General features: G+C 65.3%; 25 protein-coding genes and 2 tRNA genes. 8 read left to right on the plus strand and 19 right to left on the minus strand.

The genetic code is table 11. The annotated features are described in order from the left end of the window. Positions 1-140 precede the first annotated feature (140 nt). Positions 141-848, plus strand: a complete 708-nt coding sequence (locus IPJ87_03800) for a hypothetical protein (protein MBK7940991.1) — start codon at positions 141-143, stop codon at positions 846-848. On the opposite strand, the gene IPJ87_03805 is transcribed toward IPJ87_03800, so the two are convergent. Together IPJ87_03805 and ftcD are read right to left on the minus strand one after the other, a co-directional pair. After that, positions 817-3183, minus strand: a complete 2367-nt coding sequence (locus IPJ87_03805) for a patatin-like phospholipase family protein (protein ID MBK7940992.1) — start codon at positions 3181-3183, stop codon at positions 817-819. The two genes, IPJ87_03800 and IPJ87_03805, sit on opposite strands and share 32 nt — an antisense overlap. A 43-nt stretch (positions 3184-3226) precedes the next feature. Next, positions 3227-4921: a glutamate formimidoyltransferase gene (ftcD, locus tag IPJ87_03810; protein ID MBK7940993.1), complete on the minus strand. Its 1695-nt coding sequence runs from the start codon at positions 4919-4921 to the stop codon at positions 3227-3229. Between the two features lie 49 nt (positions 4922-4970). Between ftcD and IPJ87_03815 the strand changes: the two genes are divergently transcribed. Further along, positions 4971-5699 (plus strand): hypothetical protein, encoded by a 729-nt coding sequence (locus IPJ87_03815; protein MBK7940994.1) that lies wholly within the window; start codon positions 4971-4973, stop codon positions 5697-5699. Here IPJ87_03815 and IPJ87_03820 read toward each other — a convergent pair whose 3' ends face one another. Genes IPJ87_03820 through IPJ87_03830 form a run of 3 tightly spaced genes read right to left on the minus strand, consistent with a single transcriptional unit; the run spans position 5700 to position 7722 of the window. Next, positions 5700-5876 carry a CPBP family intramembrane metalloprotease gene (locus tag IPJ87_03820; GenBank protein MBK7940995.1) on the minus strand — a complete coding sequence of 59 codons (177 nt, stop codon included), beginning with the start codon at positions 5874-5876 and terminating at the stop codon, positions 5700-5702. It abuts the gene before it with no gap. Positions 5877-5921: 45 nt separating this feature from the next. After that, positions 5922-6491 (minus strand): hypothetical protein, encoded by a 570-nt coding sequence (locus tag IPJ87_03825; GenBank protein ID MBK7940996.1) that lies wholly within the window; start codon positions 6489-6491, stop codon positions 5922-5924. Further along, positions 6454-7722, minus strand: coding sequence for an imidazolonepropionase (locus IPJ87_03830; protein ID MBK7940997.1), 1269 nt, complete (start codon positions 7720-7722; stop codon positions 6454-6456). The genes IPJ87_03825 and IPJ87_03830 overlap by 38 nt, the downstream gene beginning before the upstream one ends. A gap of 88 nt (positions 7723-7810) precedes the next feature. On the opposite strand from IPJ87_03830, the gene IPJ87_03835 reads away from it, so the two are divergent. The 3 genes from IPJ87_03835 to IPJ87_03845 all read left to right on the plus strand — a co-directional run bounded on the left by IPJ87_03835 (position 7811) and on the right by IPJ87_03845 (position 10118). Next, positions 7811-8332 (plus strand): hypothetical protein, encoded by a 522-nt coding sequence (locus IPJ87_03835; GenBank protein MBK7940998.1) that lies wholly within the window; start codon positions 7811-7813, stop codon positions 8330-8332. A gap of 71 nt (positions 8333-8403) precedes the next feature. After that, the gene (gene bshA, locus IPJ87_03840; protein ID MBK7940999.1) at positions 8404-9552 is read left to right on the plus strand and encodes an N-acetyl-alpha-D-glucosaminyl L-malate synthase BshA; all 1149 of its coding nucleotides are present in this window, start codon (positions 8404-8406) and stop codon (positions 9550-9552) included. Further along, positions 9552-10118 carry a hypothetical protein gene (locus IPJ87_03845; GenBank protein ID MBK7941000.1) on the plus strand — a complete coding sequence of 189 codons (567 nt, stop codon included), beginning with the start codon at positions 9552-9554 and terminating at the stop codon, positions 10116-10118. Before bshA ends, IPJ87_03845 begins: the two co-directional genes overlap by 1 nt. Here the strand turns inward: IPJ87_03845 and IPJ87_03850 are convergent. The 5 genes from IPJ87_03850 to IPJ87_03870 form a co-directional block, all read right to left on the minus strand. Then, positions 10115-11188: a CoA transferase gene (locus tag IPJ87_03850; GenBank protein MBK7941001.1), complete on the minus strand. Its 1074-nt coding sequence runs from the start codon at positions 11186-11188 to the stop codon at positions 10115-10117. The two genes, IPJ87_03845 and IPJ87_03850, sit on opposite strands and share 4 nt — an antisense overlap. A gap of 208 nt (positions 11189-11396) precedes the next feature. Then, positions 11397-11480: transfer RNA gene (locus IPJ87_03855), tRNA-Leu, on the minus strand. 116 nt (positions 11481-11596) lie between these two features. Continuing rightward, the gene (locus tag IPJ87_03860; GenBank protein ID MBK7941002.1) at positions 11597-11959 is read right to left on the minus strand and encodes a hypothetical protein; all 363 of its coding nucleotides are present in this window, start codon (positions 11957-11959) and stop codon (positions 11597-11599) included. A 171-nt stretch (positions 11960-12130) separates the two neighbouring features. Further along, a tRNA-Lys gene (locus tag IPJ87_03865) sits at positions 12131-12206 on the minus strand. Between the two features lie 62 nt (positions 12207-12268). Beyond that, positions 12269-13441 carry a hypothetical protein gene (locus IPJ87_03870; protein MBK7941003.1) on the minus strand — a complete coding sequence of 391 codons (1173 nt, stop codon included), beginning with the start codon at positions 13439-13441 and terminating at the stop codon, positions 12269-12271. A 55-nt stretch (positions 13442-13496) separates the two neighbouring features. Here IPJ87_03870 and IPJ87_03875 point away from each other — a divergent pair, with 55 nt between their 5' ends. Next, a complete protein-coding gene (locus tag IPJ87_03875; protein ID MBK7941004.1) occupies positions 13497-14021 on the plus strand; it encodes a shikimate kinase in 525 nt (174 codons plus the stop codon). Here IPJ87_03875 and IPJ87_03880 read toward each other — a convergent pair. Together IPJ87_03880 and IPJ87_03885 are read right to left on the minus strand one after the other, a co-directional pair. Further along, a complete protein-coding gene (locus IPJ87_03880; protein ID MBK7941005.1) occupies positions 14009-14512 on the minus strand; it encodes a phosphoribosyltransferase in 504 nt (167 codons plus the stop codon). The genes IPJ87_03875 and IPJ87_03880 overlap by 13 nt on opposite strands. 28 nt (positions 14513-14540) lie before the next feature. Then, positions 14541-15800, minus strand: coding sequence for a PKD domain-containing protein (locus IPJ87_03885; GenBank protein MBK7941006.1), 1260 nt, complete (start codon positions 15798-15800; stop codon positions 14541-14543). A gap of 51 nt (positions 15801-15851) precedes the next feature. On the opposite strand from IPJ87_03885, the gene IPJ87_03890 reads away from it, so the two are divergent. Beyond that, positions 15852-16496, plus strand: a complete 645-nt coding sequence (locus IPJ87_03890) for a sulfite exporter TauE/SafE family protein (GenBank protein ID MBK7941007.1) — start codon at positions 15852-15854, stop codon at positions 16494-16496. Between the two features lie 77 nt (positions 16497-16573). Here IPJ87_03890 and IPJ87_03895 read toward each other — a convergent pair whose 3' ends face one another. From IPJ87_03895 to rlmD, 4 genes are all read right to left on the minus strand, one after another. Continuing rightward, positions 16574-16972, minus strand: a complete 399-nt coding sequence (locus IPJ87_03895; GenBank protein ID MBK7941008.1) for a DUF1801 domain-containing protein — start codon at positions 16970-16972, stop codon at positions 16574-16576. Between the two features lie 82 nt (positions 16973-17054). Continuing rightward, positions 17055-17636: a methyltransferase domain-containing protein gene (locus tag IPJ87_03900; protein MBK7941009.1), complete on the minus strand. Its 582-nt coding sequence runs from the start codon at positions 17634-17636 to the stop codon at positions 17055-17057. Between the two features lie 3 nt (positions 17637-17639). After that, positions 17640-18329 carry a hypothetical protein gene (locus IPJ87_03905; GenBank protein ID MBK7941010.1) on the minus strand — a complete coding sequence of 230 codons (690 nt, stop codon included), beginning with the start codon at positions 18327-18329 and terminating at the stop codon, positions 17640-17642. Between the two features lie 10 nt (positions 18330-18339). Beyond that, positions 18340-19770 (minus strand): 23S rRNA (uracil(1939)-C(5))-methyltransferase RlmD, encoded by a 1431-nt coding sequence (gene rlmD / locus IPJ87_03910; protein ID MBK7941011.1) that lies wholly within the window; start codon positions 19768-19770, stop codon positions 18340-18342. Positions 19771-19883: 113 nt separating this feature from the next. Between rlmD and rocD the strand changes: the two genes are divergently transcribed. Beyond that, positions 19884-21185 (plus strand): ornithine--oxo-acid transaminase, encoded by a 1302-nt coding sequence (gene rocD, locus IPJ87_03915; GenBank protein MBK7941012.1) that lies wholly within the window; start codon positions 19884-19886, stop codon positions 21183-21185. Between the two features lie 407 nt (positions 21186-21592). On the opposite strand, the gene IPJ87_03920 is transcribed toward rocD, so the two are convergent. The 3 genes from IPJ87_03920 to IPJ87_03930 form a co-directional block, all read right to left on the minus strand. Beyond that, on the minus strand, positions 21593-21805 hold the full coding sequence (locus IPJ87_03920) for a hypothetical protein (protein ID MBK7941013.1): 213 nt from the start codon (positions 21803-21805) through the stop codon (positions 21593-21595). Between the two features lie 24 nt (positions 21806-21829). After that, a complete protein-coding gene (locus IPJ87_03925; GenBank protein ID MBK7941014.1) occupies positions 21830-22318 on the minus strand; it encodes a hypothetical protein in 489 nt (162 codons plus the stop codon). A 328-nt stretch (positions 22319-22646) separates the two neighbouring features. Continuing rightward, positions 22647-23849, minus strand: a complete 1203-nt coding sequence (locus IPJ87_03930; protein MBK7941015.1) for a DNA cytosine methyltransferase — start codon at positions 23847-23849, stop codon at positions 22647-22649. Position 23850 lies beyond the last annotated feature (1 nt).

Genomic DNA, 23850 nt, shown 5'->3' on the forward strand with positions numbered 1-23850 from the left:
CCATGGGCTTGGTATTGATCGGGGATGTGGGCGGCAGCTCCTCCCGGTGGGCGGTGTCGGGTGCGGGGTCGCCGAGGCTGCTCCATGATGACGGCCCGTGGCCTGGGTACAATGCGGCCTCCGGGGATCCCACGGCCCTGATGCACCGGCTGCGGGCAGCAGCCACCGGCCTCGGTGCCGTGGAGAAGGTGATGGTGCATGCGGCGGGCTGCGGCACCGGTGAACGGGCCAAGCGCTTTGCGGACGAGCTGGCCGTGCTGTTCCCGGACTCGGTGATCCATGTGGAAGGCGACCTGTTGGGGGCGGCACGTGCGATGTGGGGCACCGGGCCCGGGCGCATCCTCATCGTGGGCACCGGCATGAACGCTGCGCACTACGACGGCGAACGTCTGGCCACGGGCATTCCGTCCCTGGGCTACATCCTTGGCGACGAGGGCAGCGGGGCCGACATCGGCAAAGCGCTGCTGCGCGATGCGTTCAGGGGACGGATGCCCTCACGGGTGCGGTCGGTGGTGTTCGGTGACCACCTCGCGCTGGCCGATGTGATCGAGGCGGTATACCGTCGGCCCGGCGCCGCAGCGACGATCGCCGCCCCCGTGAAGCGGCTGCTCGCCGTTCGTGACGAGCCCTACGTGCAGCAGCTGCTGGCGGATCGCTTCGGAGCGCTCGCGGCCGAGGTCGTGCGTGTGCTCGGTCCTTGGGAGCTGCGTGCCGTGGGCTCCGTGGCGGCGGGCTTTCAGCAGGAGCTGTCGGTGGCCTTGGCCGCGCAGGGCCTATCCCTCACGCGGACCTTGGCCGATCCCCTTCCGGGACTGATCACCTACGTCCAGGCGGCGGAACTTCGGTGAGCTCGATGGCGTGCGGGGGCACCTGCAGGGCTTCCCTGATCGCGGAGAATCCTCCGCGGTTCTCCGCACTGCGCAGCGCGCGGTGCACCTGGCCTTTCTCCACGGCGGTGAGGTGCCAGCTCAGGCTGATCTCGTCACGCTCGTCATGCCGCAGCTGCAGGTCCACCACCCGCACGGGCACCGCCGACCAGGTGCTCAGTTCCTGCATCAGTTGGTCGTAGTCCTGGTCCTGCACGCGGACGAAATTGCCATACACGTTGCGGGCCGGGTCGAGCAGTCGGCCCAGCAGCGAAGCGCTCACTTCCCGGACCTCCAGTTCCTTCTGCTTGTCGCGCATCTGGATGATCACCACCCCGCGGGTGTGGCGTGCGATCCATGCGCGATGCTCGCGCAGGAAGCTACCGACGGTGCGGAAGCCGTAGTTGTCGCGGATGCCGGCGTCCATCACCCTCAGGGGCGGCTCGCTGGGCAGTGTCACCACCGGGGTGATGTAGGGGAAGGTCGCGCTCATGCGGAGCGCGCTGGTCAGCTTGAGGTCCCCTGCGCTCTGCGTGGCGAAGAGGCGGCGGAATTCCACCGCCTCCGGCTCGGGCCTGTAGTGCATCGAGGCCGTTGGCGCGTTGGTGGTGAGGTGCGCCGCAGGCAGTGCACTGATGAGCAGGCGACGACCGTCATTGATGCAGGTGGGCGCCACCATGAACAACGGCATGCGGGCTTCGCGTTCGTCCTCCGCCAGTTGGTCGAGCCGCACGTCGAGCAGCCCCCCGGTGTTCTCGTTCAGGCGCTGCTCGAACACGAATCCCCTGTCGCGGGTATACAGCCGGGTTCCGTCGCTCACACGCTGGTAGCGGATGAACATGTCGTTCGTCACCAGGGTGAAAGCCACCGGGTTCAGGATGTCCGTGCACATGTTGGAGACATGGCCCGGGTCGTGCACGGAAGGTCCGCCCTCCTCGGCGTTCCGGGCCGCCTGGCGGTAGTAGGCCGCGCCGATGGCCCCACCGGAGGAGCCCGTGATCATGGCCGTGCGCGTCATCAGGGTGCCTTGGACCAGGCTGTCGATCTCGCGCATGCACAGATAGGTCCACAACATGCTGCGCAGGCCACCGCCGCTGGTGCTCACGATCACGAGCGGGGGCAGGCTGTCACCGGTCAACGCGAGGTTCTTCGCATACCATCGGTCAAGGATCCCCTCCATGGCGGCACGGTCGCGGTGCACGGCACTGGTGTCGTATGCCAGCCGGGCAAGCGCATCCCGGCCGTAGGGGGCGGGCGGTACGAGGTAGTCCAGTCCATGGGCCTGGCTGTCGTAGAGGAAGGCCTCCGTGCGCAGGCTGATGAGGTTGATGACGACCACCGCGGCCACCACCACCGTCAACGTCCATCCCTTGAACCAGCTATAGAGCGCGCTGAGCACCATGAGGAGCATGGTGAAGAGCAGGAAGGCGCTGGCCCCCGTGGGGATCTCGAAGAAGCGCACTCCGGCGAACGCGCCAAGGGCCACGAAGCTGATGATGACGATGACCTCGAAGATGGACCCGTTGATGTGGTTCTGCCAGAGCACGCTGCGCAGAAGGTCCTTGTCGTAGTGCCGGCTGCTGCGCGCCAGGGCGATGCGCAAGGGCGGCACGAGGTAGGTCTCCACATGCCACTTGCGGGTGCGCTGCTCGCGGCGCAGCCAGCGCGTGGCGCGGCGCTGCTCGGTGCGCATGGGGGGGATGGGCGGCATTGGACCGGGCGGGTCGGCGGGATGCTCCTCGGGCCGGTACTCCTCGGGGCGCAGGCCCGTCATCTTCACGATGTCGGTGTTGGTGCGCGTGAAGTAGGCCAGGGAGATGAGCTGGAAGAGGAAGAGGCCGATGAGGAAGGCCAGCAGGTTCAAGGCCACCTCGGCGGGTGGCACCAGCTCCTTGGTGAACTGGAGCCGGGCCGAACACCACAGGTAGGTGAGGGTGAAGGCCACCGGGATCACCGCGTTGTTGATGTTGAACTTCAGGAAGGGCCGGCTCAGCGTGGCGATGAACGGGAACCGGTACGCGTGCATGGTGTAGCTGTACAGGTTGAAGGCGGTGATGAAACCGCCCAGGGCGAACCCGTTGAGCAGGAAGCCCCAGGGGGTCACGGCCCCCATGTACTCGGGGTAGAGGAAGAGGTAGGGGATACCGTACTTCTGGCCGAGGTTGCCGGTGACGTAGGCCCACAGCACCAGCCAGAAGAAGAGCAGCAGGTGGTTCTTCTTCAAGTGGAGCACGAGCAGCTGCAGGGGGAAGAAATACACCGCCCTGCGCAGCCAATGCCGCGTGTTCCTGTGCGCCACCCGGTAAAGATGGACCATCTCACGGATTATACGTCCGTGAGCACCAGTGTGTTGTCCGCGTCTACACCTTGTCCAGCACCAGGGCCATCACAACGGCCTCCACCTCCTCCGCCCGGCGCTTCAGCGCATCCGCTTTCGTCAGGACCTCCTTCTTCCACGCCTCGTCGTCCAGCCCGGCGCAGTTGATGCGCACGTTGAGGTAACCACCGAGCGCACCGGTTCGTGCGCACATGGCGCCCACGCCCGCGTCGCTCACGCTCGCCTTGAGGCCTTTCTCGGCCATGGCCTTCATCACCTCCATGCTCTCCACGCACACCTCCAGGGTGCGGAGGGGCACGAGGATCGCCCCTTTGGTGGCCTCGCGGATCGCGTCCTTTCGCGCCGCGGCCTGTTCCGGCGGATCCTTCGGCAGGCCCATCGCGGCCAGGATGCGGTCGTACGCCTTGGTGTCCTCATCCACCAGCCGGATCAGCTCCTGGCGGTAGGCCTCGCCCTTCACGGCCCACGCGCTGAACTCGGCCCATCGGTCGTCCCAGCCCCGTTTGTGCGCGCTCAGGTTGGCCACCATGGTGCCGAGGGCCGCACCCAGGGCGCCGCAGTAGGCGGCCACACTGCCACCGCCGGGCGCCGGGCTTTCGCTCGCCGTCTCCTCGCTGAAGCGCTTCAGGTCCATGCGCACCAGCCGCTCGTCCTTCGCCTCCGCGAGCAGGTATTCGATCACGCGTTTCTCCGGGTCGAAGGGGGCCAGGTCATCGAGGCCGAGGCTCTTCACGGCCAGCTTGACCTTCTCGCGCTCGGGGATGCCGAGGCTGCGTTCCTGGCGCTGGAGGAAGAAGTCGGCCGCGTCGAGCAGGGCCTGCTTGGGCACCAGGCCCACGAGCTCACTGCCGGTGACCCGGATGCCCCGTTCCGCAGCGCTCTTGCACGCTTCATCGAAGGCGATGTGCATCGGCGTCACGTCGATGTCGGTGAGGTTCAGGGAGAGCTGGGCGATCCCGTACTCCTCGATGAACCAGCCGATGCCCTTCACGCACTTGAGCTTGCCGGGGATGCTCACCGGGGCACTGTTCGCATCGAGCACGGGCTTGCCGGTGAGCGGGTCGCCTTCGCGCTTCACACGGCCCGCTTCGCGGATGTCGAAGGCGATGGCGTTGGCGCGGCGCGTGCTCGTCGTGTTCAGGTTCACGTTGTAGGCCACCAGCAGCTTGCGGGCGCCCACGGCGATGGCACCACTTCGGGCCACGCTCTCGGTGAAGGCGGCCGGCCCGAAGTCGGGCTTCCACGAAGGGTCCACGAGCTTCTTGGGCAGGCCCTCGTGCTCGCCGGCCCGGTTGTTGGCCAGGTTGCGGCGTTTCTCCTCGCTTGCAGCGCGCTCGTACAGGTACACGGGGATGGCGAGCTCTGTGCCGATGCGCTCGCCGAGCTGCTGCGCGTAGGGCACCAGTTCATCCAGGGTGATGCCGCTGATGGGCACCAGCGGGCATACGTCCGTGGCGCCGAAGCGGGGATGCTCCCCACGGTGGCCGCGCATATCGATCAGTTCCTGCGCCTTTTTCACCAGGCGGAAGGCCGCCTCGCACACGGGGCCCGGCTCCCCCACGAAGGTGATCACCGTGCGGTTCGTGGCCCTGCCGGGGTCGACGTCGAGGACGCGCACGCCTTCCACGGCGGCTGCGGCGGCCACGATGGCGTCGATCTTGGCACGGTCACGCCCTTCGCTGATGTTCGGGACGCATTCGATGAGGGGTCGTTGCATGGGATCGGATGAGGGGCCGCAAAGCTAGCGGGCCGCTACCTTGTCCGCCATGAAGCGCGCAGCGTGGGCCGGGATGCTCGTGGCCACGGTCGCCTCGGCCCAGGAGCCGGCCCTGCCCGCAGAGCCGCGATGGTCCGCTTCCGTGGACCTGGTGGGGCCGGTCCGCAGCGTCATCGCCGCCGATGATGCGCTCCCTTTCCTGCAACTGGATGCGGCCCTCCAGCGGTGGGCGTGGGGCGATGTGGCGTGGCGGGTGGGCTACGGGCATGTGAACGACCGTTGGGAGGAGCCCCGCGATGTGCTGGTGGTGGTGGACAGCCTCACGTTCGAACAGGAGCACATCGTGGCCCGCGAGCAGGTGCATGCGATGCGCGTGGGGGCCGTGGTCCAGCATCGCGACAGGGTCTTCGCCCCCTCCGCCGGGTTCTCCCTCGTTCTCGGGGTGGAGCGCCAGCAGGCCCTGCGGACGGCCACGGGCCTGACGCCGGACACGGTGCCATGCACGGACTGCGTGCTGGTGGAGATCCCCGGCTACACGAGCCGGTTGAACGGCGATCGGCGGGACGTCTGGGGCAACCTCGGGTTGGAGGCGGCGCTGGCGATGAGCTGGAAGCTGGGGCACCGGATCGAGCTGGAGGCCCGCGTGCCGGTGCAGCTTCGGTGGCGCTTCCTGGTCGATAGTGCCATCACCGGTACGGCCCCGGAGGTGGAGGCCTGGGCCCAGCCGTGGCGGGTGGGGGTGGGCTTTCCGGCGCTGTTCGTGCACGTGCGCTGGTGATCACGCGATCGCCAGGCTCACCAGGTTGTTCAGCATGTGCAGGCCCACGGGCACCCAGATGGACCCGGTGCGTGAGCGTGCATAGCCGAGCACCACCCCGAGCATCAGCACGAGCAGCAGGATCGGTGCCGGGTACTGCATGTGCATCAGCGTGAAGGTGCCCGCGCTGAGCGCCACGGCAAGGTGTTCATCGGCGATCTGCCGGAGCGAACCGTACAGCAGTCAGCGCACAAGCGCCTCCTCGAACAGGGCCGGCAGTACACCGATGCCCAGCACGAGCATCACCGGATCGTGCGCAGTGCGCACCACCTGGGCCATGAAGTCGGTGGTGAACACCGGGAACAGATGGCTGAGCCCTTCCTGGGCGGCCGCCACCAGGATGAAGACGGCGCTCCAGGTGAGGGCGGCCCGCCAGGTGGGGACGCGGAGCCCGAGGAAGCGGCCCAGGTGCGGTCCCACCCACTGGCCCACCAACAGGAGCAGGAGCAGCAACGCGGCCAGGCCGCTCCAGAGGCTCGCTTTGGCGATGGCCGCACCGTTCGTGCTCTGCTGCTGCATGGCGTCCACCAGCGCCGGGTCCTGCAACAGGTCGGAGAGGGCCAGTTCCTGGAGCGCCGGGGTCACCGTGCGGCAGTGTGCGATGAACACACCGGTCTGGACCAGGAAGAACGTGGTGAAGACGATGAGGAAGATGCCCATGCCGCGCGCGAAGCGCAGTCCAGGGGGCATCGACAGCTCGGGGTCGAGGCGGTCCTCAGGCAAGGGTGTCTCCGGACCGGACGGGTGTTCCATCGATGATGACGGTGTCGAGGTGATCGGTGCCGAAGGCGTAGGGCAGGTAGGCCAAGGAGGGCACTTCACGGGTGATCAGCAGGCTGGCGCGCTTGCCCGGGGTGAGGCTGCCGAGCTCGTGCGACAGCCCCATGGCGGCGGCGGCATTGAGCGTGGCGGCGTTGACGGCCTCCTCGGGCAGCATGCGCAGCTGGATGCACCCGAGCGAGAGCACCAGGTTCATGTTGCCACTGGGCGTGCTGCCGGGGTTGTGGTCGCTCGCCAGGGCCACGGCGCAGCCCCGCTCGATGAGCGCACGTGCGGGCGCGTAGGGGATCCGCAGGAAGAAGGAGCACGAGGGCAGCAGGGTGGGGATGGTGCCGGCGCCCTCCAGCGCATCCAGGTCCGAGGGCTCCATCACTTCAAGATGGTCCACGCTGAGGGCGCCTCGGCGCACGGCAGCGGCGATGCCGCCCAGGCTGGTGAACTGGTTCACGTGCACCTTGCCCGGCAGTCCATACGCCGCACCGGCCTCCAGGATCCGTTCCATCTCCTCGACGGTGAAGTAGTTCGTCTCGCAGAACACGTCCACGAAATCGGCCAGCCTTTCCTTCGCCACCTGGGGGATCAGCTCGTCGACGATCATGCCCACGTAGCCCTGGCGGTCGTCGGCGAACTCCGGGGGCAGGGCATGGGCCGCGAGCAGCGTGGCCTTGATGTGCAGCGGAAGGGTCTCCTTCAACCGCTTCACCACGCGGAGCATCTTCCACTCGCTCTCCGCGCTCAATCCGTAACCGCTCTTGATCTCCACGGCCACGGTGCCCTGGCGCATCATGTCGTGCAGCCGGGAGGAGGCCTGTTCGAAGAGGGCCTCTTCGGACATCAGGCGCAGCGCGCGCGCACTGTTGAGGATGCCTCCTCCGCGAGCGGCGATGTCCTGGTAGCTGAGGCCACGGATCTTGTCCACGAACTCCTCCTCCCGCGGAGCGGCGAAGACCACATGGGTATGCGGATCGCACCAGCCGGGCAGCACCAGCCGGCCCGTGGCGTCGATCACGGTCAGATCATTCCAATCGGTGACCCCGGGCCAGTCGGCCATGCGCCCCACGGCGGAGATGCGCCCATCCTCGGCCAGGAGCCATCCGTCCTCGATGACCGGGAGGGAGGCCATCGACCGCCCGCCCACCCGGGTGGTGCCCACGGGATGGACGCCCACCAGGGCCTTCGCGTTCTTGATGAGAAGACGCCGCATGTGCGGCAAAGAAAGGGCAAGTGCGGCGGGCGCCGAAGGCTGACCTCGATCAGGCCATGAGCGGTGCGGGAAGGTCATCTTCACGGACATGAGCGTCCTCGAGTTCCGTCCCCGGTTCCGGTTCACCACCCCGTTGGCCAAGGCGGAGGTGGTCCAGCGCATCGGTGCGCGCCTGCGGGACGCGAACCCGCATGAGCTCTGGCTCAAGAACGCGGACGACCATCTGGTGTTGAGCTTTCCGAGCAGGCGCACGCACGCTTGGACGCCGCAGATGGACATCAACCTGGAGGTGCGGCCGGAAGGCACCTTGGTGCGCTGCCTCATCGGGCCTTCCCCGGGCATCTGGATGCTCTTCAGTGCGGGCTACATCGTGCTCAGCCTGCTGGCGATGACGGGTGCCACGCTGGGTTTCGCACAGGTCTCTTTGGGCCATATGGGCTGGGGCTTCTGGGCGTTGCCGGTGGGGGCTGTGGGGGCGGTGGTGCTGTTCCTGCTGGCACGGGCGGGCCGGCAGCAGGCCACCGGGGAGATGCGGCTGCTGAAGCACTTCGTGGACGACGCCCTCGGCTGCGATTGCTTCAAGCTGGCGATGGATCAGGTCGAAGATTGAGGCTGGCGTCGGGCCCCGGGAACCGCACCTTTGCACCCCCGGATGGCTGAGCGACCATGCCGGCGTATCACATGCGGATCGGTATCGTCTGTTATCCCACCTTCGGCGGCAGTGGCGTGGTGGCCACCGAGCTTGGCCTGGCCCTCGCCCAGAAGGGGCACACCGTGCACTTCATCACCTACGACCGCCCCGTGCGGCTGCGCGACCACCAGGGCCAGGTGTTCTATCACGAGGTGCGCGTGAGCGACTACCCGCTGTTCGATTATCCGCCCTACGAGCTGGTGCTCGCCAGCAAGATCGTGGATGTGGCGCGCTACGAGGGGCTCGACCTGGTGCACGTGCACTATGCGATCCCGCATGCCAGCGCTGCGTGGATGGCGCAGCAGATCCTGGCCTCCCAGGGCATCCGGCTGCCGTTCATCACCACGCTGCACGGCACGGACATCACGCTGGTGGGCCGCGACCCGAGCTTCGAGCCCGTCATCACTTTCAGCATCGAACGGTCCGATGCCGTGACCGCGGTGAGCGAGAGCCTGAAGCGCGACACTTACGCGCATTTCCCGGTGAAGGGCCCCGATCAGGGCGGGCGCGACATCCGGGTGATCCCCAACTTCGTGTGCACGGACCAGTACGCGGCACCCGACCCCAGGCTGCGCGAGCGCTACGCTCCGAACGGGGAGAAGCTGCTGGTGCACATCTCCAACTTCCGCCCGGTGAAGCGGGTCGAGGATGTCATGCGCGTGTTCGCCAAGGTGCGTGAACGGATCCCCAGCCGGTTGCTGATGATCGGTGACGGTCCCGACCGGCAGCGCGTGGAGATGCTGTGCCGAGGAAGCGAGCTCTGTCATGAAGCCTTCTTCCTGGGCAAGATGACCGACCCGGAGGACATCCTTGCAAGCTGTGACCTGTTCGTGCTCACCAGCGAAAGCGAGAGCTTCGGGCTGGCGGCCTTGGAGGCCATGGCGTGCAGGGTGCCCGTGGTCAGCACCGACACCGGTGGCACGCCCGAGGTGGTGAGGCACGGCATCAGCGGCATGCTGAGCCCGGTGGGCGATGTGGACCGGATGGCGGAGCACGCGGTCGCCATCCTGGAGGACGAGGCCACGCTCGAACGGTTCCGTCAGGGCGCCTTCGAGCGGGCGAAAGCGTTCGACGTGCACAGCATCCTGCCGCGCTACGAGGCGCTGTACATCGAGGTGAGCGGAGCCCCCATGGTCTGATGGAACGAGTGAGCGATCGCGTCAGCGTCAACCGGGAGGCGGATCGCACCACGGTGGTGATCAGTGCACGCCTGTCGCGCGGCAGGGAGGCGCTGCTCGTGGCCTGGACCCTCGCCTGGCTGGTGTGCGGGGTGGTGCTGGTCGTGGAGGCCTTCCGCCAACCGCAAGGCGACCTGCGGCAATACCTGTTCGTGTTCCTGGCGTTCTGGACCTACTTCCTGCTGCGGGTGGGTCGATCGGCGGTCTGGCGGCTGAAGGGCTTCGAGCTTTGGCGCGTGAAGGACGGTGTGCTCACCATCAAGGACAGCATCCTCGGCTACGGGAAGGCCGCGGACCATGCGCTGGAGAATGTCCAGGACCTGGGCCTGTTGGAACGGGACGAACGGTCCTGGAAGTGGCATCTGAACGAGAGCTTCTGGGTGATGGGCGGCGAGCGCCTCCAGTTCTCCTCCATGGGCCGCAAGGTGGCCTTCGGCAAGGGGCTCACCGACGCGGAGGCCGCGCGTCTGCTGGCCATCCTGAAGCATGCACAGCTGCAGTTCCGCACGCGGCAGCGCTCGGCCTAGAGGTCGCTGATGCGGAAGGCGTTGCCGCGGATGCGGTGCGTCATCCGCCCGTCGATCGGGGATGAAAGGGTCATGTCCAGCGCGGCCGTGGAGCGCATCACCTCATCGATGGAGCGCACGGCCCCGGCAGGGACCTGGGCATCGCGCAGTGCGGTGAGGAGTCCATCCCGCTGATGCCGTGCGATGGCGGGGGCAAGCTCTCCGGCCAGGGCCGCGCGGTGCATCACGCGCCCGCGGTTGTTCCCGAATCGCTCGTCCGCTGCCAGCGCATGCAGGTCGAGCACGGCGCACAGCCCATTGAACTGGGCGTCGCTGCCCACGGCCAGGATGATACGTCCTCCATCCTGACAGACGAAAAGTTCGCCGTACGGAGCGATGTTGGGGTGCAGGGTGCCGATGGGAGCGGCCACATGTCCGCACATCAACTGGTTGCTCGCTTGGTTGATCAGGCCGCTGAGCGCCGCTTCCTCCAGGGAGACCTCCACGAAGGCGCCCCGGCCATCGGAGGACCGCCGCATCAAGGCGAGCAGGATCCCTTCCTTGAGCTGATGCGCGGCAAGCACGTCGATGAGGGCGATGGGCAGTTTCGCCAGGTGCTGCGGGTCCGTGCCCGTCATGCTGATGTAGCCGGTCTCGGCCTGCAGCACCACATCGAAGGCCGGCCGGTCGCTCCGGTCGGCGAAGCCTGCGATGTGGCCGTGCACGAGGCTGGGGTTCAGCCTGCGGAGCCGGTCCCGGTCGAGCCCCAGGTTCTCCGCGTCCCCGGGCAGATGGTTGGTCACCAGCACGTCCGCGATGCGCAGAAGCTCGTCCAGTCGTGTTCGCCCCACTGCGGACCGAAGGTCCAGGAACCGATGCTCCTTGCCCCAGTTCACGCTGCTGAAGTAGGCGCTCACCGTCGAAGCGGGGTCTTCGGCCGGCAGCTTCCATCGCCGGGTGACATCGCCGCCGGCGCGCTCGTTCTCCACCTTCACCACTCGAGCACCGAGTTCGGCGAAGAACAGGCCGACGCTTGGTCCGGCCAGCACGCTGGCAGTCTCCACCACGAGCAGTTCCTTGAAGGGCTTCATCGGTCCAAGTGTAGGAAGGATGAGCGCTGGTCCACCGGACCCATGAGAAGACCGTGCGGACCCTGATGGTCGGATCCCGGTAGACGCGAAGAGGTCCGATAGCTCACCGGCGTCCTGGGCTTTTCCGTGCGGGTGCTCGCTCGAACATGTTCGGTCCGGGCGCGCACGAAGAAGCCCCGCTGCTTCGCAGCGAGGCTTGATCATCAAGTGCCCAGGACTGGACTCGAACCAGCACAGCCTTTCGGCCACTACCCCCTCAAAGTAGCGTGTCTACCAATTTCACCACCTGGGCAGGGGCCTTCCGTGGGAGAGGTCTCCGCGGAAGGGCGACAAAGATATACGGGATCGTGCATCGATGAATGAACAAGGGGGGCATTGCCCCCCTTGTTCATTCAGGATGTCCGGCGCTTATCGACGGATGGTCCGTCCGCGCTTCGACACCAGCTGATTGATGAGCAGGGCCTGGGTTTCGGAGTAGAACCGGAAGTAGTACTCCCCGATGGGCAGGTTCGACGTGTTCACGGATACCACAGGGGTCCATGGAAGCACCTGGGCGATCACGATATCGCCGAAGCTGTTCTTGATCTCGATCCGGCACATCGGCGTCTGCTGCACCGGCAGCGCCACGTTCAGCACGTTGTCGAAGGGATTGGGGTAGACGTAGCTCGTGTTGTTGTTGTTGTTGCCGATGGTACCGATGGGCAACACCTGGGCGCTGGCCGCGAACGGAGCAGCGCAGACCAGGAGAAGGAGGAGGATCGTGGAACGCATGAGGTCGGTTTTGGGTGGTCGTGTGTGCGTGACAGAGGCGCTGGGACGAACGCGCAGGGCGAATATAGATCAGAACCGGGAATATCGGGCGTGTGGATCAGCTACCCCTCATCCACCAGGCCATGTTCATGGCGGGCACGGAATGACGAAAGCCCCTAGGAAGGGGCTTTCTGGTGACTCCGCTGGGGCTCGAACCCAGGACCCCAACATTAAAAGTGTTGTGCTCTACCAACTGAGCTACAGAGTCTTACCACCGCCAGGTGGCGGTTAAGAGGGTGCAAATGTACACAGCGCAGGCCACTGCACAAATCACCCGTCCTTCTTCTCGATCAAGGGATGGCGCTGGAACGGCAGGCTGCGGTCGAAGAGGTAGCGGTAGGTGGCCATGGTGCGGTAGTTCACCGCGTCCAGGTTCTCGCACACCTTGATCATGCGCGGGTTGAAGTCGCCGATCCAGGTGAGCACGGTGTCGCGGTACGACCCCTGCTCCACGATCTTCTCGGCGAACACGATCATGGCCCCCTCCAGACCCTTGCCTTGGAACTCCCGGGCCACGCCGAACACAATGCCGGTCATGGTCTTCACAGTACCTCGCCACTTGTGCCAGAGGAACTTGAGCTTGCCGATCCAGTTGAGGTCGCCGTTCACATAGCGGAAGATCTCGTTGAGCTCCGGCACGCTGATGTAGAAGGCGACAGGCTTCTTCTTGTGGTCCACCCAGATCAGGATCCGCGGGTCCATCACGGGCTTCATCGCGCGGATGATCTTTAGCGCCTGGGCCTTCTCCATCGGCTTGAAACCGGCATGGTCCACCCACGCGGCGTTGTACACCGTGCGGAAATCCTCGGCCAGCTGGTCCACGCTGCGGCCGCGGGCATCACGGATGGTGAAGTCCGGGTCGTTCTTCAGCTGGTTGTACTTGCGGTGGAAGATCGGCTGCGCCTTCACCTCCATGCTGCGCTTGAAGAAGAGCTGCTTGTAGTACTCCTTGAACCCGTAACCCTCCAGCAGGTCCCGATAGTAGGGCGGGTTGTAGTTCACGCCGTAGATGGGCGGGTCCGTGAAGTTCTTGATCAGCAGGCCCCAGTACATGTTCTTCTCCCCGAGGTTGATGGGGCCGTCCATGGCCTGCATGCCCTGGGCGATGAGCCAGTCGCGGGCCGCATCCAGAAGGAGGGTCGCGGCGGCGCGGTCGTTGATGCACTCGAAGAAGCCCATGCCTCCGGTAGGGCGCTCCTCGGTGCGCGCGGTCTTGGGGTTCACGAAGGCCGCCACACGGCCGATCGCCGCACCCGCGTCATCGTACAGCACCCAGCGCTGGGCGTTCCCGCCCTTGAACAGCTTGTTGCGCTTCGGATCGAAGACCTTTTCGATGTCCTGCCGCAGGTGGGGGATCCAGTTCAGGTCGTCCCGGTAGATGCTCCAGGGCAGGCGCATCCAGTCGCGGATGGTGCGCGGGTCGTCAGCGGTCACGAGCTTCATGCGCTGCGAAGGTGCGGATCGTCGGCGAACGGGAAGGCGGGCCCACCTTTGCCCCATGCGTCTCGTGCTCACCGGTCCGATGTGCGCGGGCAAGAGCCACGTGGGCCGGGCCCTGGCCGAACGCCTGCAGGTCCCGTTCACCGACCTCGACCGGCTGGCCGAGCAACGGATCGGCGGGGCCATCGCACCGTTCTTCGCCCGTGAAGGGGAGCACGCCTTCAGGCAGCTGGAGCGCGAGCTGTTGCTCGAATGGTTGAGCGCCGGCGGCCCGGGCGTGCTGGCCACCGGAGGCGGTTCGCTGATCGATCCGCGGAACATGGAAGCCACACGGCGTGCGGCGACCGTCGTGATGCTCTCCGTGGGGGAGGATGAGCTGGTGCGCCGCGTCCTGCGCGCCGGCCGCGACCGACCGCTCTACCTCGGACTGGATGAGGACGGCGTGCGGCAACGCACCCGGGAACTGCTTCACGAACGTGCGCCGCACTACGCGCAGGCCACGGTCACCGTGGATGCGGAAGCACCGGTGGAGGAGGTGGTGCGGCGGATCATCATCGCCGTCGGCGCCGCTCAGGAGAGATGAACCCGGTCGCGACGGCCCAGCTCCACGCTGATGTGCTCCTGCAGGGTGGTGCTGAGGGTAAGGCCCACGATGTCCGCCCGGATCGGGAAGGTGCGATGCCGGCGGTCCACGAGCACCACGGTGGTGAGGCGCTTCACCGGCACCTGCACCAGGTGCGCCGCAGCGTGCATCAGCGTACGACCGCTCATGAGCACATCGTCCACCAGCACCACCACCCGGCCGTTCAATCGCTCCGTCGGCGCCGAGAGGGTGATGGGATGCGCGTGTGGGGCGTCCTTGTCGAGGGCCAGTTCGAGCACATCGACGGTGAAGGGGGCGATGTCCGCCAGCAGGGTGGCGAAGCGTTCGGCCAGCTTGCTGCCCCGGCCGCTGATGCCCACAAGCACCAGTTCCCGCTCGCGGTGGTGCTCCTCGTGCAACTGATGCGCGATGCGTTCCAGCTTGCGCCGGACCTGGTCGTGATCGAGGACGAGCGCGGTGGTGGCGGCCATGCGGGGCGCAAGGTAGCGGTGCGGCCGGTCAGGGGCGCACCAGGAGGCCCCGCCATCCACCGCCATCCTCGGATCGGAAAGTCCAGAGGATCGGCCCTCTGGCCTCCGTCATCGGCAGGTGCACCAGCCCCGGGCCGCTGATCCTGCGCTCGCCAGCGAGGCGGCCGTCGGCATGCACCAAGCGCAGGAGGCCGGCCCCCGTGGCATCGAAGTGAACGACTTCGGCATCACACCAAGCGCGGGGCGAGGTCGTGCCCAGCTCGGGCACGGACACCCCGCCCACGGAAAGATCCACGGAGGCGGAGTCGGTGCGGCCGCACGCGTCGGTCACCACGTGCCACACGGTGTACGCGCCCGGCGCACCGTACGAATGGTCCGGGTCGGACCCTGAACCGGTGCTGCCGTCGCCGAAGGACCACAGGTGCGTCATCGCTGCAGGCGACGTGGCACTGAACTGGATCGTTCCCGCCCCGAGATCGAACCACGTGAAGTTGGGGTCCGGATCGAGCGCACCGATGTTCCAGGTAGCGAGGCTGTCCAGCACCACGGTCGCAGCGACCGCCTGCAACAGGCCGGCGGTGTCGGGATGGAGGGTGGTGGGATGGTAGGCGCCCACGGGGCTCCGGCCGAAGAAGGTGGCGTACATGGTGCAGGCCACCAGGTAGCTGCCGGCCATCGACGGGTGGCTTCCATCGGTGGCGTAGAGGTTGATGCCGGGATACTGGTCACGGACGTGGGCCCAGGCCGCGCCCGCCGGTGCACAGGCCGCGGCGTTGTCGGTCGTCATCTGCAGGTAGCGTTCCCGCAGCAGGGCCTGCATGCCGGCGTAGGTGCATACCGGCGGCCAGTTCGGGCAGTTCTGCTGGTCGCCGTCCTGCCGGCCCCAGGTCATGTAGAAGACGGGCGTGGTGCAGCTGTCGTTCGCGCGGATGGCGTCCACCAGTTGGGCCGCGAAGGGGAAGACCTCCACCTGCACCTGGGCCAGCGGGAAACTGGGCCGCTGGCTTTGTTCCTGCAGCACCACGAAGTCCCAGGGCTGCGCGTCGATCAGCGCCAGGCTCGTGGGGTTGGCGGCGTGCTGCTCGAAGGTGTATCCGCCCGGCATGTTGGACGAGGCCTCGACGGTGTCGCCCAGGCTCACGGCCACCTGCTCCACGAGGGTGGGCAGGGAGTTCACGCCGGTGTAGCTGTTGCCCAGGAAGAGGATGCGGGTGGTCTGCGCCGCTGCAGGGCGAAGGATGCCGATCATGGCCACAAGGCCGGCGAGGGGGAGGAGGGGTCGACGCATGGTGAAAGGACGAAGATCGTGGACCGGAGGGTTGTCCGGTTCCTTGCCGGGGTGGAACTGCTGTGGTTCGCGCTGCTGTTGCTGCTGGCCGAGGTGGTGGGCACGGTGGGCGGTTTCGGGTCGAGCATGCTGGTGATGCCGATCGCGGGCTGGTTCATGCCCTTCACCGAGGCCCTTGGGCTCACCGCGGTGTTCCACGTCTTCAGCAACGTGGCGAAGGTGATCCTGTTCCGCAGCGGCTTCTCGTGGCGCGTGTTCGTGCCGATGGTGCTGCCCGCCGTGGGCGGGGTGTACATCGGGGCCCGGCTCACCGGCGTGGCCGATGAGTCGATGCTCACGCTGTTGCTGGGCGTGCTGCAGGTGATGCTCAGCGGGGTGTTCCTGCTCTTCCCCACGGCCCGCGTGGAGCCCACTACGCGCAACGCCGCGCTGGGCGGCGGCATCTCCGGTCTCGTGGCTGGTCTGATGGGCACGGGCGGGGCCATCTTCGGGGTCACCCTGGCGGCGTTCGGTCCGGAGCGCACCGCGTTCGTGTGCACCTCCGCCTGGATCGACCTGGGGGTCGACCTCACGCGATCGCTGGTCTACGTGCAGCAGGGCTTTGTGGACGCGCGGGTGTGGACCAGGCGGGTTCGTGGGCCGGGCGCGCGCTTCTGCAGCGTGTGCCGCACAAGCGGTTCCGGGCGTGGGTGCTGATGCTGGTGATGGTCATCGGCCTGTACCTCGTGGGCAGGCAGGCGTGGCCGTTCCTGGTCGCGGTGATCTGAGCGCTGCTAGCGCGTACCCAGCTCGGCGCGCGATGGCCTGTTCAACCGGCTGTCCGGAAAGCGGCTCCCCGTGTATTTGATGATCCGGTCGAACAGCTCGTTGGTCTCGGGCTCGAGCCGTCGGAACCGGATGCACGAACGCCCGTGATCGTACGCCTTCAGGTCCTTGTTGAAGGCATCGAGCAGGTCGTGGTGCATGATGTACAGGGCCATGAAGCTCTTCTGGTTGCCCAGCGCGCAGAACGCCGTCCCGTCCAGGAAGTAGGTGGGAAGGCCGTTGCGCAGCTCCTCGGTCACCCGCGGGAACGCCCGGATCACCAAGCGCCGCACCTGCGTCAACGCCGCGCGTCGCTCCTCGGGCAGGGCGGCGAAGTAAGCTTCGCAGGTGGCGGCGTCGATATGCATGGCGGGGCGTGAAGATCGGTGCCTGACCGATACGCGGGCGTAGCCGGGTTACGACGGGCGGTGAACAAGGCGGTCGGCGCCGTCAGTCACGCGGCGCATCGATCCACAGCTCGCGGCCGCTGCGCGGGGCGATGGAGTTGTGGCAGGGGGTGAAGCGCGCACGGGGGAAGAGCGGACGGAACAGCGCCTCGTACTCGGCCTGCGATCCGCCGAAGGGCGGCCGTTCGGTGTTCAACGGGTCGTTGAAGAGGACGCCGACGAGCTTGCCGCCCGGGCGGAGCATGCGGTGCATGGCGCGTACGTAGCCCGGTCGCAACGCCGGGTCGAGCGCGCAGAAGCAGGTCTGTTCGATGATGCGGTCGTAGGTGCCTTCGTGCCGGAAGAGGTCGCCCACCAGCAGGTGGTCCTTCGGGAAGTCCGGGCAACGGGCGAGCAGGTCGGCGTACGGAGCGTCGGTGAGGTCGATGACGGTCACGTGGCGGAAGCCCAGGCGGTGGGCATGCTCGGCCTCATAGGCCCGTCCCGCACCGGGAAAGAGGATGGACAGATCGTGGTCTTCGAGCTGTTCCAGATAGGCCTTCAGCGGTGCGGAGGGTCCGCCCAGGTCCCAGCCGGTGTCGCCGGTGTGATAGCGTTCCTCCCAGAATTGGCGGCCCAGATCCACGGCTCAGTCGATCAGGGCGAAGCGGAACACCATGCTGCGTTGCCGCGCCATCAGGGTGGCCTGCATGGGATCTTCCGAGGCGTGGTCGCGGCCGCTCAGCAGCTGAAGGAGGTCAAGGATCCCGTCCTCCTTCGCTGCGGGCTCATGTGCGGCCAGCAGCTTGCCCAGCTTCCGTCCCGCTAGCGTAGCGATGGCGCGGGCGCGCTGTTCCGCAGTGGTGAACATGGCCTGTAGCACGGCGGTCTGGGCGCCCTCGGGCTGATCGAAGCGCCAATGGGCGATGCGGCCTTCCACACCGGGGCGCCCGCGCAAGGCGGCCACCATCGGCTTCAGCGCCTGCTGGTCCGGGGCGGTGATGCGCAACACCGGCACGGGGGGCTGTGCATAGGCGCCGAGGGTGAGGTCGTCGCCGGCATCGGTGGTGCGCTCCACGCGGTGGCCCATGCCGCGCAGTTCCTTCTCCAGCTTGCCCAGCTCCCGGTCGGCGCGCTCGACCATCTCCCGCTGCACCTTCTCCCAGTCGGCGTTCTCATCGTAGGGCTGGTCCCCGGGGTCGGTCCAACGGAGCTCATACACCACTTCGCCGAAGCGGAGCGGGATGGTGTCGTGCACGGTGAGCTCGATGAACTGGTCGGTCATCACCTGGCCGAAGGCGGCGGCGGGGGCGAGGAGGGGCAGCAGAAGAAGGCGCATGGGGAGGGGCTTAGCGGCGGTCGAGGCGGACGACGTTCTCCACGTGGTAGGTGTGGGGGAACATGTCCACCGGACGCACGAAGGTGACGCGGTAAAGGTCGTTCAGCAAGGCCAGGTCGCGGGCCTGCGTGGCGGGGTTGCAGCTCACGTACACGATGCGGGGCGGCGCCATCTCGCGCAGGCGCATCACCACGTCCTCGTGCATGCCCGCGCGCGGCGGATCGGTGATCACCACGTCGGGGCGTCCGTTGCGTTCCACGAAGGTGGTGTCCAGCAGATGGCGCAGGTCGCCCGCCTCGAAGTGCACGTTGGTGATGCCGTTCAGCCGGGCATTGGCCCAGGCGTCCTCCACGGCCTCGGGCACGATCTCGGCCCCCACCACCTGCGCAGCGTGGCCGGCCACGAAAAGGCTGATGGTGCCCGCCCCGCAGTAGAGGTCGTACACGCGCTCGGTCCCCGTGAGCCCGGCGAGCTCGCGCGTGAGGGCGTACATGGCCTGGGCCTGTGCGGGGTTGGTCTGGAAGAAGCTCTTGGGCCCGATGCGGTAGCGCAGCATGCGCCCGGTGTCGCCGTCATCGAAGGTCTCCACCAGGTGGTCGCGGCCGGCGTGCACGTGGATGTCCAGGTCCCACAGGGTGTCGTTGCGTTTGGTGTTCACCGTCCACAGCACGCTGGTGAGCCCGGGGAAGGCGGCCACCAGGGCGTCCAGCAGCGCGGTGCGCTGCTCGGGCCGGTCCTCCCCGAAGGCGATCAGCACCATGCACTCGCCCGTGAGCGTGGTGCGCACCATCACCGTGCGCAGCCCGCCGTGGTGCTCGCGGATGTTGTAGAAGGAGATGCCCAGGTCGGCGGCTTTCGCCCGGATGAGATTGCGCACCGCATCGCTGGGGGCGGGCTGCAGATGGCATTCGTCCACCTGCAGCACCCGGTCGAAGCGCTGGGGGATGTGGAAGCCCAGGGCGTTGCGGTCGGCGATCTCGCCCAACGTGCGCAGCTCGGCGTGGGTTAACCAGCGGTGCGCGCTGGCGGTGAACTCGAGCTTGTTGCGGTAGCCGCGCATGGCGGGCGAGGGTAGGGTCGGCTCCACCTCGGGCAGCTCCAGGCCCCCGAGCCGCTGCAGATTGTCGATCACCTCCTGGCGCTTGAAGTCGAGCTGCCGCTCGTAGGCCAGGTCCTGCCACTTGCAGCCGCCGCAGGTGCCGAAGTGGGCGCAGAAGGCGGGCACCCGGTCGGCGCTGGGCGACACGATGCGCACGGCCGTGGCCTCGGCGTACGACTTCTTGCGGGTGTGGATGCGCAGGTCGGCCGTATCCCCGGGCACGGCGCCCGCCACGAAGACCACCAGGCCGTCCAGGCGCGCCAGGGCCTTGCCGTTGGCGCCCCATCCGGTGATGGGTACGGCGGGCACCTCTTCGGCGGATCGTGCGGCGCGGCGGGGCATGGGGCCGCAAAGATGGGGACGCGGCCACAGCCAGGCCCCTTCCCGCAGGCCCGCAGCGCGCGCCCCGAACCCCTAGTTTTGCCGCTTCCCGCGAAACGCCCGTCATTCCTGCCATGTCGATCCACTCCAGCATCCGCACGCGCACCCAGCAGGCCATCGAGCTCGAAGAGCACTACGGGGCCCACAACTACCATCCCCTCCCGGTGGTGCTCGACAGTGGCAAGGGCGTGTTCGTGTGGGACGTGGAGGGCAAGCGCTACTACGACTTCCTCAGCGCCTACAGCGCCGTCAACCAGGGCCATTGCCACCCGCGCCTGGTGAAGGTGATGCAGGAGCAGGCCACGCGCATGACGCTCACCAGCCGCGCCTTCTACAACAGCGTGCTCGGCGAATACGCCCGCACCGTGTGCACCCTCTTCGGCTACGACCGCATGCTGCCCATGAACACCGGCGCCGAGGCGGTGGAGACGGCGATCAAGATGGCGCGCAAGTGGGGCTACGAGAAGAAGGGGATCCCGGCGGGGCAGGCGAAGGTGATCGTGTGCGAGGGCAACTTCCACGGCCGCACCATCACCATCGTCAGCATGAGCACCGACCCCGACAGCCAGGGCGGCTTCGGGCCCTTCACGCCCGGCTTCGAGGTGATCCCCTACGACGACCTCCCCGCGCTGGAGAAGGCGCTGGAGGACCCGCACGTCTGTGCCTTCCTGGTGGAGCCCATCCAGGGCGAGAAGGGCGTGTACGTGCCGGCCGACGACTACATCCCCCGCGCCATCGCCGCCTGCAAGGCCCGCAACGTGCTCTTCATCGCGGACGAGATCCAGACGGGCATCGCGCGCACCGGCCGCCTGCTGGCCAGCTGCCACCACAACGGCTGCCGTTGCACCAAGGGCCTCTGCGAAGCGCACGAAGGCGTGCAGCGCCCCGACGTGGTGATCCTCGCCAAGGCCCTCAGCGGCGGCATGTACCCGGTGAGCGCCGTGCTGGCCGGCGATGCCGTGATGAACGTCTTCACCCCCGGCACCCACGGCAGCACGTACGGCGGCAACCCCATGGGCGCGCGCCTGGCCATCGAGGCCCTGGGCATCGTGCAGGACGAGGACCTCTGCGGCAACGCCGACCGGCTTGGCCGGCTGTTCCGCGCCGAGATGCAGAAGCTGGTGGACGAGTACGCCTTCGTGAAGCGGGTGCGCGGCCGCGGTCTGCTCAATGCGCTGGTGATCGAGCCCCGCACGGCCGCCGACGGCACGCGCCGCACCGCCTGGGAGCTCTGCCTGCTGCTGCGCGACAACGGTCTGCTCGCCAAGCCCACCCACGGCGACATCATCCGTTTCGCCCCGCCGCTGGTGATCACCGAGGAGCAGCTGATGGAGTGCGTGAACATCATCCGCACCAGCGTGCGGCAGTTCGCCTGAGAACCTGTTTGCAATACCCCCTTTTGAAGCGAGCGCTGAGGATCTGGCGACCGGACGAGACGCGAGAATAGGAGCATAGCCGGAGCTACGTGACTGTTCTCGCGGCGAAGTATGGTCGTTAAAGACCAACGCGCAGCCAAATGCGGGTATTGCAAACAGGTTCTGAGCACAGAAGCCGCCCCGGACGCCTGCACCCTACCCGCGGTGGTCACTCGGAGTTGAACGCTGGCGCGCCGCTCTGTGCGCGATGGCGTTCAACGTTTTGCGGGTTGGCGTAGTGGGGGAATTAGAAGCACACACTGTCAGCCTTGCACAAATGTAAATAAAAAGGGCTAACGTTCAATCAAGCACGTCAGCCCCCATTACGCCAACCCGATGTTGTGCGTAGTAATATTTTTAAGGAAGTTTTAGTCGTCTCCGTCCTTCTCTTCTTCCTTTTCCCCTTTCTCTTTATTTGCCTTAGCTGTGTCTACAGGGTTTGATGTTTGTTGGTTCACATTTACTGCTGTGTCCTGTTTAGGTGCAGTCCCTTCATTTTGATTTGCAGGTTGGTTTGAACTGTTTTGGCAAGCTGTCAGCAGTCCAATAGCAATAGCAATTAAAAATACTGTCTTTTTCATTTTATTGTTTTTAGATTGATTTATTTAATCATCGTCTTCACTTTCTCCACCTTGTCCTTGTGTTGCTGTATTCAAGTTATTGATTTCTGTGTGTCTAATTTGTCCGCCTAAATAACCTGTTCTTGCAATTAAGCCAAAACTTATTAGGGAAATAAATAAAATTACAATAGCTGTCATCCGCGTCAGAGCCGACTTTCTTAAAGTCAGGAAAAGTCCACCGATAGAAGAAACGCCAAGTATTATTAATGATACTAAGGCGAAAACAGCAAAATCCTCATGCTCGTCAATCATATCCTTAGCAATACCTTGAATGTTTTCAACTGTTTCTTCAGCAGCTTCACCTGTCAGGTAAGCAATGCCAGCACCAATTGCAGAAATTATAAAAATGTTGTAAGCTGCGATTTTTGTTTGGTTGCTTTTTGTCCAAAGTCCGTGCGCTAAAACCAGTCCGCCCAAGATGGAGCCGAAAATTGGGAGATGAGTTATGAGTAAGTGAATATGTGTCTGGTTCATTTTAGTATAATTTTTTGTCAAATGTCGGCACTGTCAGCCGAAGAAATAATGACATGCGTCATAAAGGAAGGTGATTATTGTCGGTCGTCAATTATTACGCACAACGGATGAGGCTATGCGCAGCGCCCCTTGCGCGTGGGCTTTGTGTTGAGGGGGAGTTGCGCATAGCCGATGTTAGGTGCCGTCGCGTCTTCCGCATTTGGTCCCGCCCATTGCTGCAAGGTAGTGGCTTGCTGCCAGTGGACAAGCGGGACTCAGAACCCGGCCCGGCTGTTCGCATTGGGGCTTTGAAGGTTAGGCGCAGTGGGCACCATTGCGCCCGTATTTGCTATGCCCAGCACTCGGCCAAGTCCAGGCGGATCTGCATATTCTTCAAAGCGTCGCGATACTTGGCCTTCGTGTTGCTCGCCTGTTGTTCCTTGGGCTTGGCCGCCATTAGCTGTGGCAAGCCATTGAAGGCATCTTCAACTGTTGTGAAGGGTTGCAAGTCTGGACCTATGCCATGTGTTGGTGAGGGAATGGAGAGTGTACCAAGGTCTTTGCGGCTGCCGAGAATCACCAAGCGCCTCCGCTTCTGTGGCGCTCCGTAATCCGAGGCGCTGAGAACCCCAACTTCACAATTGTATCCTAAAGTTCGTAGGTCGCTAAGGATACTGCGCAACAGGTCACCACGGCCAATGGACTTCAGGTTAGAGACATTCTCGAAAACGAAATATCGAGGATTGGATTCGCGCACCATGCGTATATACTCTTCGATGAGTTGTCCGCGATCGTCGTTGATGCCTTTTTGCTTACCGGCTTGAGAAAACGACTGGCACGGCGGTCCTCCGATTACTACATCGAACCCAGTCTTTGAGCGACCACGCAATAGGTCAGGCACCCTGACAGAGCGGATATCACCCTCGATTACGTTGTGAGCCTCAGCCCCAAAATTGTAGCGGAGTGTTTCACAGCTATCGCGGTCGAACTCTACGCAACTGTCTATCTCGAAATCAATTCCGTAGCACCTGTTCGCGAAGAAGCCAAGGTCCAGACCTCCTGCACCTGAGAAGAGGGAGAGTACACGAAGCGTTCTATCCCCTGTTGGATGAACTTCACGCTCTTTACGAAGAATAGCACTGCCAATTGCACGAGCCATCTGAACCGGAACTGCGTTCCCGATTTGACGCTGAACACTTGTCAAAGGACCGGTAAACATGTACCAGTCAGGGAAACCTTGGAGGCGAGCCGCCTCGCGTGCCGTAATGAAGCGGTCCTCAGAAGGATGCACGAACTTGTTGAAGATAAAGCCCGTCACGGTCAATGACGGTTGCTCTGGGTCAAGGCGGATCATTCGCAAGTTGGGACCACCTTTTCTGTTCGGGTCTTCCTTTACATAGTACCGAAAGCTGGCGTGCCAAAGCTCTTCCGGCAGATCTTGCATCTTCTGTCCGACTTTCAGAGCTTCGATTCGTCTTTGGACATTAGGACTCGCCTGTCTCGATACATGAGAGAAGCGGCGTAGATCCTGGGTGAGTTTGTGGTCTTCCATG

It is taken from the genome of Flavobacteriales bacterium (assembly GCA_016713875.1).
Classification (GTDB): Bacteria; Bacteroidota; Bacteroidia; order Flavobacteriales_F; family PHOS-HE28; genus PHOS-HE28.

Bases quoted from the DNA above. Each gene is read 5' to 3' on its own strand.
- IPJ87_03800 (MBK7940991.1), top strand. From the start codon at position 141: ATGCACCGGCTGCGGGCAGCAGCCACCGGCCTCGGTGCCGTGGAGAAG.
- IPJ87_03805 (MBK7940992.1), bottom strand. From the start codon at position 3,183: ATGGTCCATCTTTACCGGGTGGCGCACAGGAACACGCGGCATTGGCTG.
- ftcD (MBK7940993.1), bottom strand. From the start codon at position 4,921: ATGCAACGACCCCTCATCGAATGCGTCCCGAACATCAGCGAAGGGCGT.
- IPJ87_03815 (MBK7940994.1), top strand. From the start codon at position 4,971: ATGAAGCGCGCAGCGTGGGCCGGGATGCTCGTGGCCACGGTCGCCTCG.
- IPJ87_03825 (MBK7940996.1), bottom strand. From the start codon at position 6,491: ATGGAACACCCGTCCGGTCCGGAGACACCCTTGCCTGAGGACCGCCTC.
- IPJ87_03830 (MBK7940997.1), bottom strand. From the start codon at position 7,722: ATGCGGCGTCTTCTCATCAAGAACGCGAAGGCCCTGGTGGGCGTCCAT.
- IPJ87_03835 (MBK7940998.1), top strand. From the start codon at position 7,811: ATGAGCGTCCTCGAGTTCCGTCCCCGGTTCCGGTTCACCACCCCGTTG.
- bshA (MBK7940999.1), top strand. From the start codon at position 8,404: ATGCGGATCGGTATCGTCTGTTATCCCACCTTCGGCGGCAGTGGCGTG.
- IPJ87_03845 (MBK7941000.1), top strand. From the start codon at position 9,552: ATGGAACGAGTGAGCGATCGCGTCAGCGTCAACCGGGAGGCGGATCGC.
- IPJ87_03850 (MBK7941001.1), bottom strand. From the start codon at position 11,188: ATGAAGCCCTTCAAGGAACTGCTCGTGGTGGAGACTGCCAGCGTGCTG.
- IPJ87_03860 (MBK7941002.1), bottom strand. From the start codon at position 11,959: ATGCGTTCCACGATCCTCCTCCTTCTCCTGGTCTGCGCTGCTCCGTTC.
- IPJ87_03870 (MBK7941003.1), bottom strand. From the start codon at position 13,441: ATGAAGCTCGTGACCGCTGACGACCCGCGCACCATCCGCGACTGGATG.
- IPJ87_03875 (MBK7941004.1), top strand. From the start codon at position 13,497: ATGCGTCTCGTGCTCACCGGTCCGATGTGCGCGGGCAAGAGCCACGTG.
- IPJ87_03880 (MBK7941005.1), bottom strand. From the start codon at position 14,512: ATGGCCGCCACCACCGCGCTCGTCCTCGATCACGACCAGGTCCGGCGC.
- IPJ87_03885 (MBK7941006.1), bottom strand. From the start codon at position 15,800: ATGCGTCGACCCCTCCTCCCCCTCGCCGGCCTTGTGGCCATGATCGGC.
- IPJ87_03895 (MBK7941008.1), bottom strand. From the start codon at position 16,972: ATGCATATCGACGCCGCCACCTGCGAAGCTTACTTCGCCGCCCTGCCC.
- IPJ87_03905 (MBK7941010.1), bottom strand. From the start codon at position 18,329: ATGCGCCTTCTTCTGCTGCCCCTCCTCGCCCCCGCCGCCGCCTTCGGC.
- rlmD (MBK7941011.1), bottom strand. From the start codon at position 19,770: ATGCCCCGCCGCGCCGCACGATCCGCCGAAGAGGTGCCCGCCGTACCC.
- rocD (MBK7941012.1), top strand. From the start codon at position 19,884: ATGTCGATCCACTCCAGCATCCGCACGCGCACCCAGCAGGCCATCGAG.
- IPJ87_03920 (MBK7941013.1), bottom strand. From the start codon at position 21,805: ATGAAAAAGACAGTATTTTTAATTGCTATTGCTATTGGACTGCTGACA.
- IPJ87_03925 (MBK7941014.1), bottom strand. From the start codon at position 22,318: ATGAACCAGACACATATTCACTTACTCATAACTCATCTCCCAATTTTC.
- IPJ87_03930 (MBK7941015.1), bottom strand. From the start codon at position 23,849: ATGGAAGACCACAAACTCACCCAGGATCTACGCCGCTTCTCTCATGTA.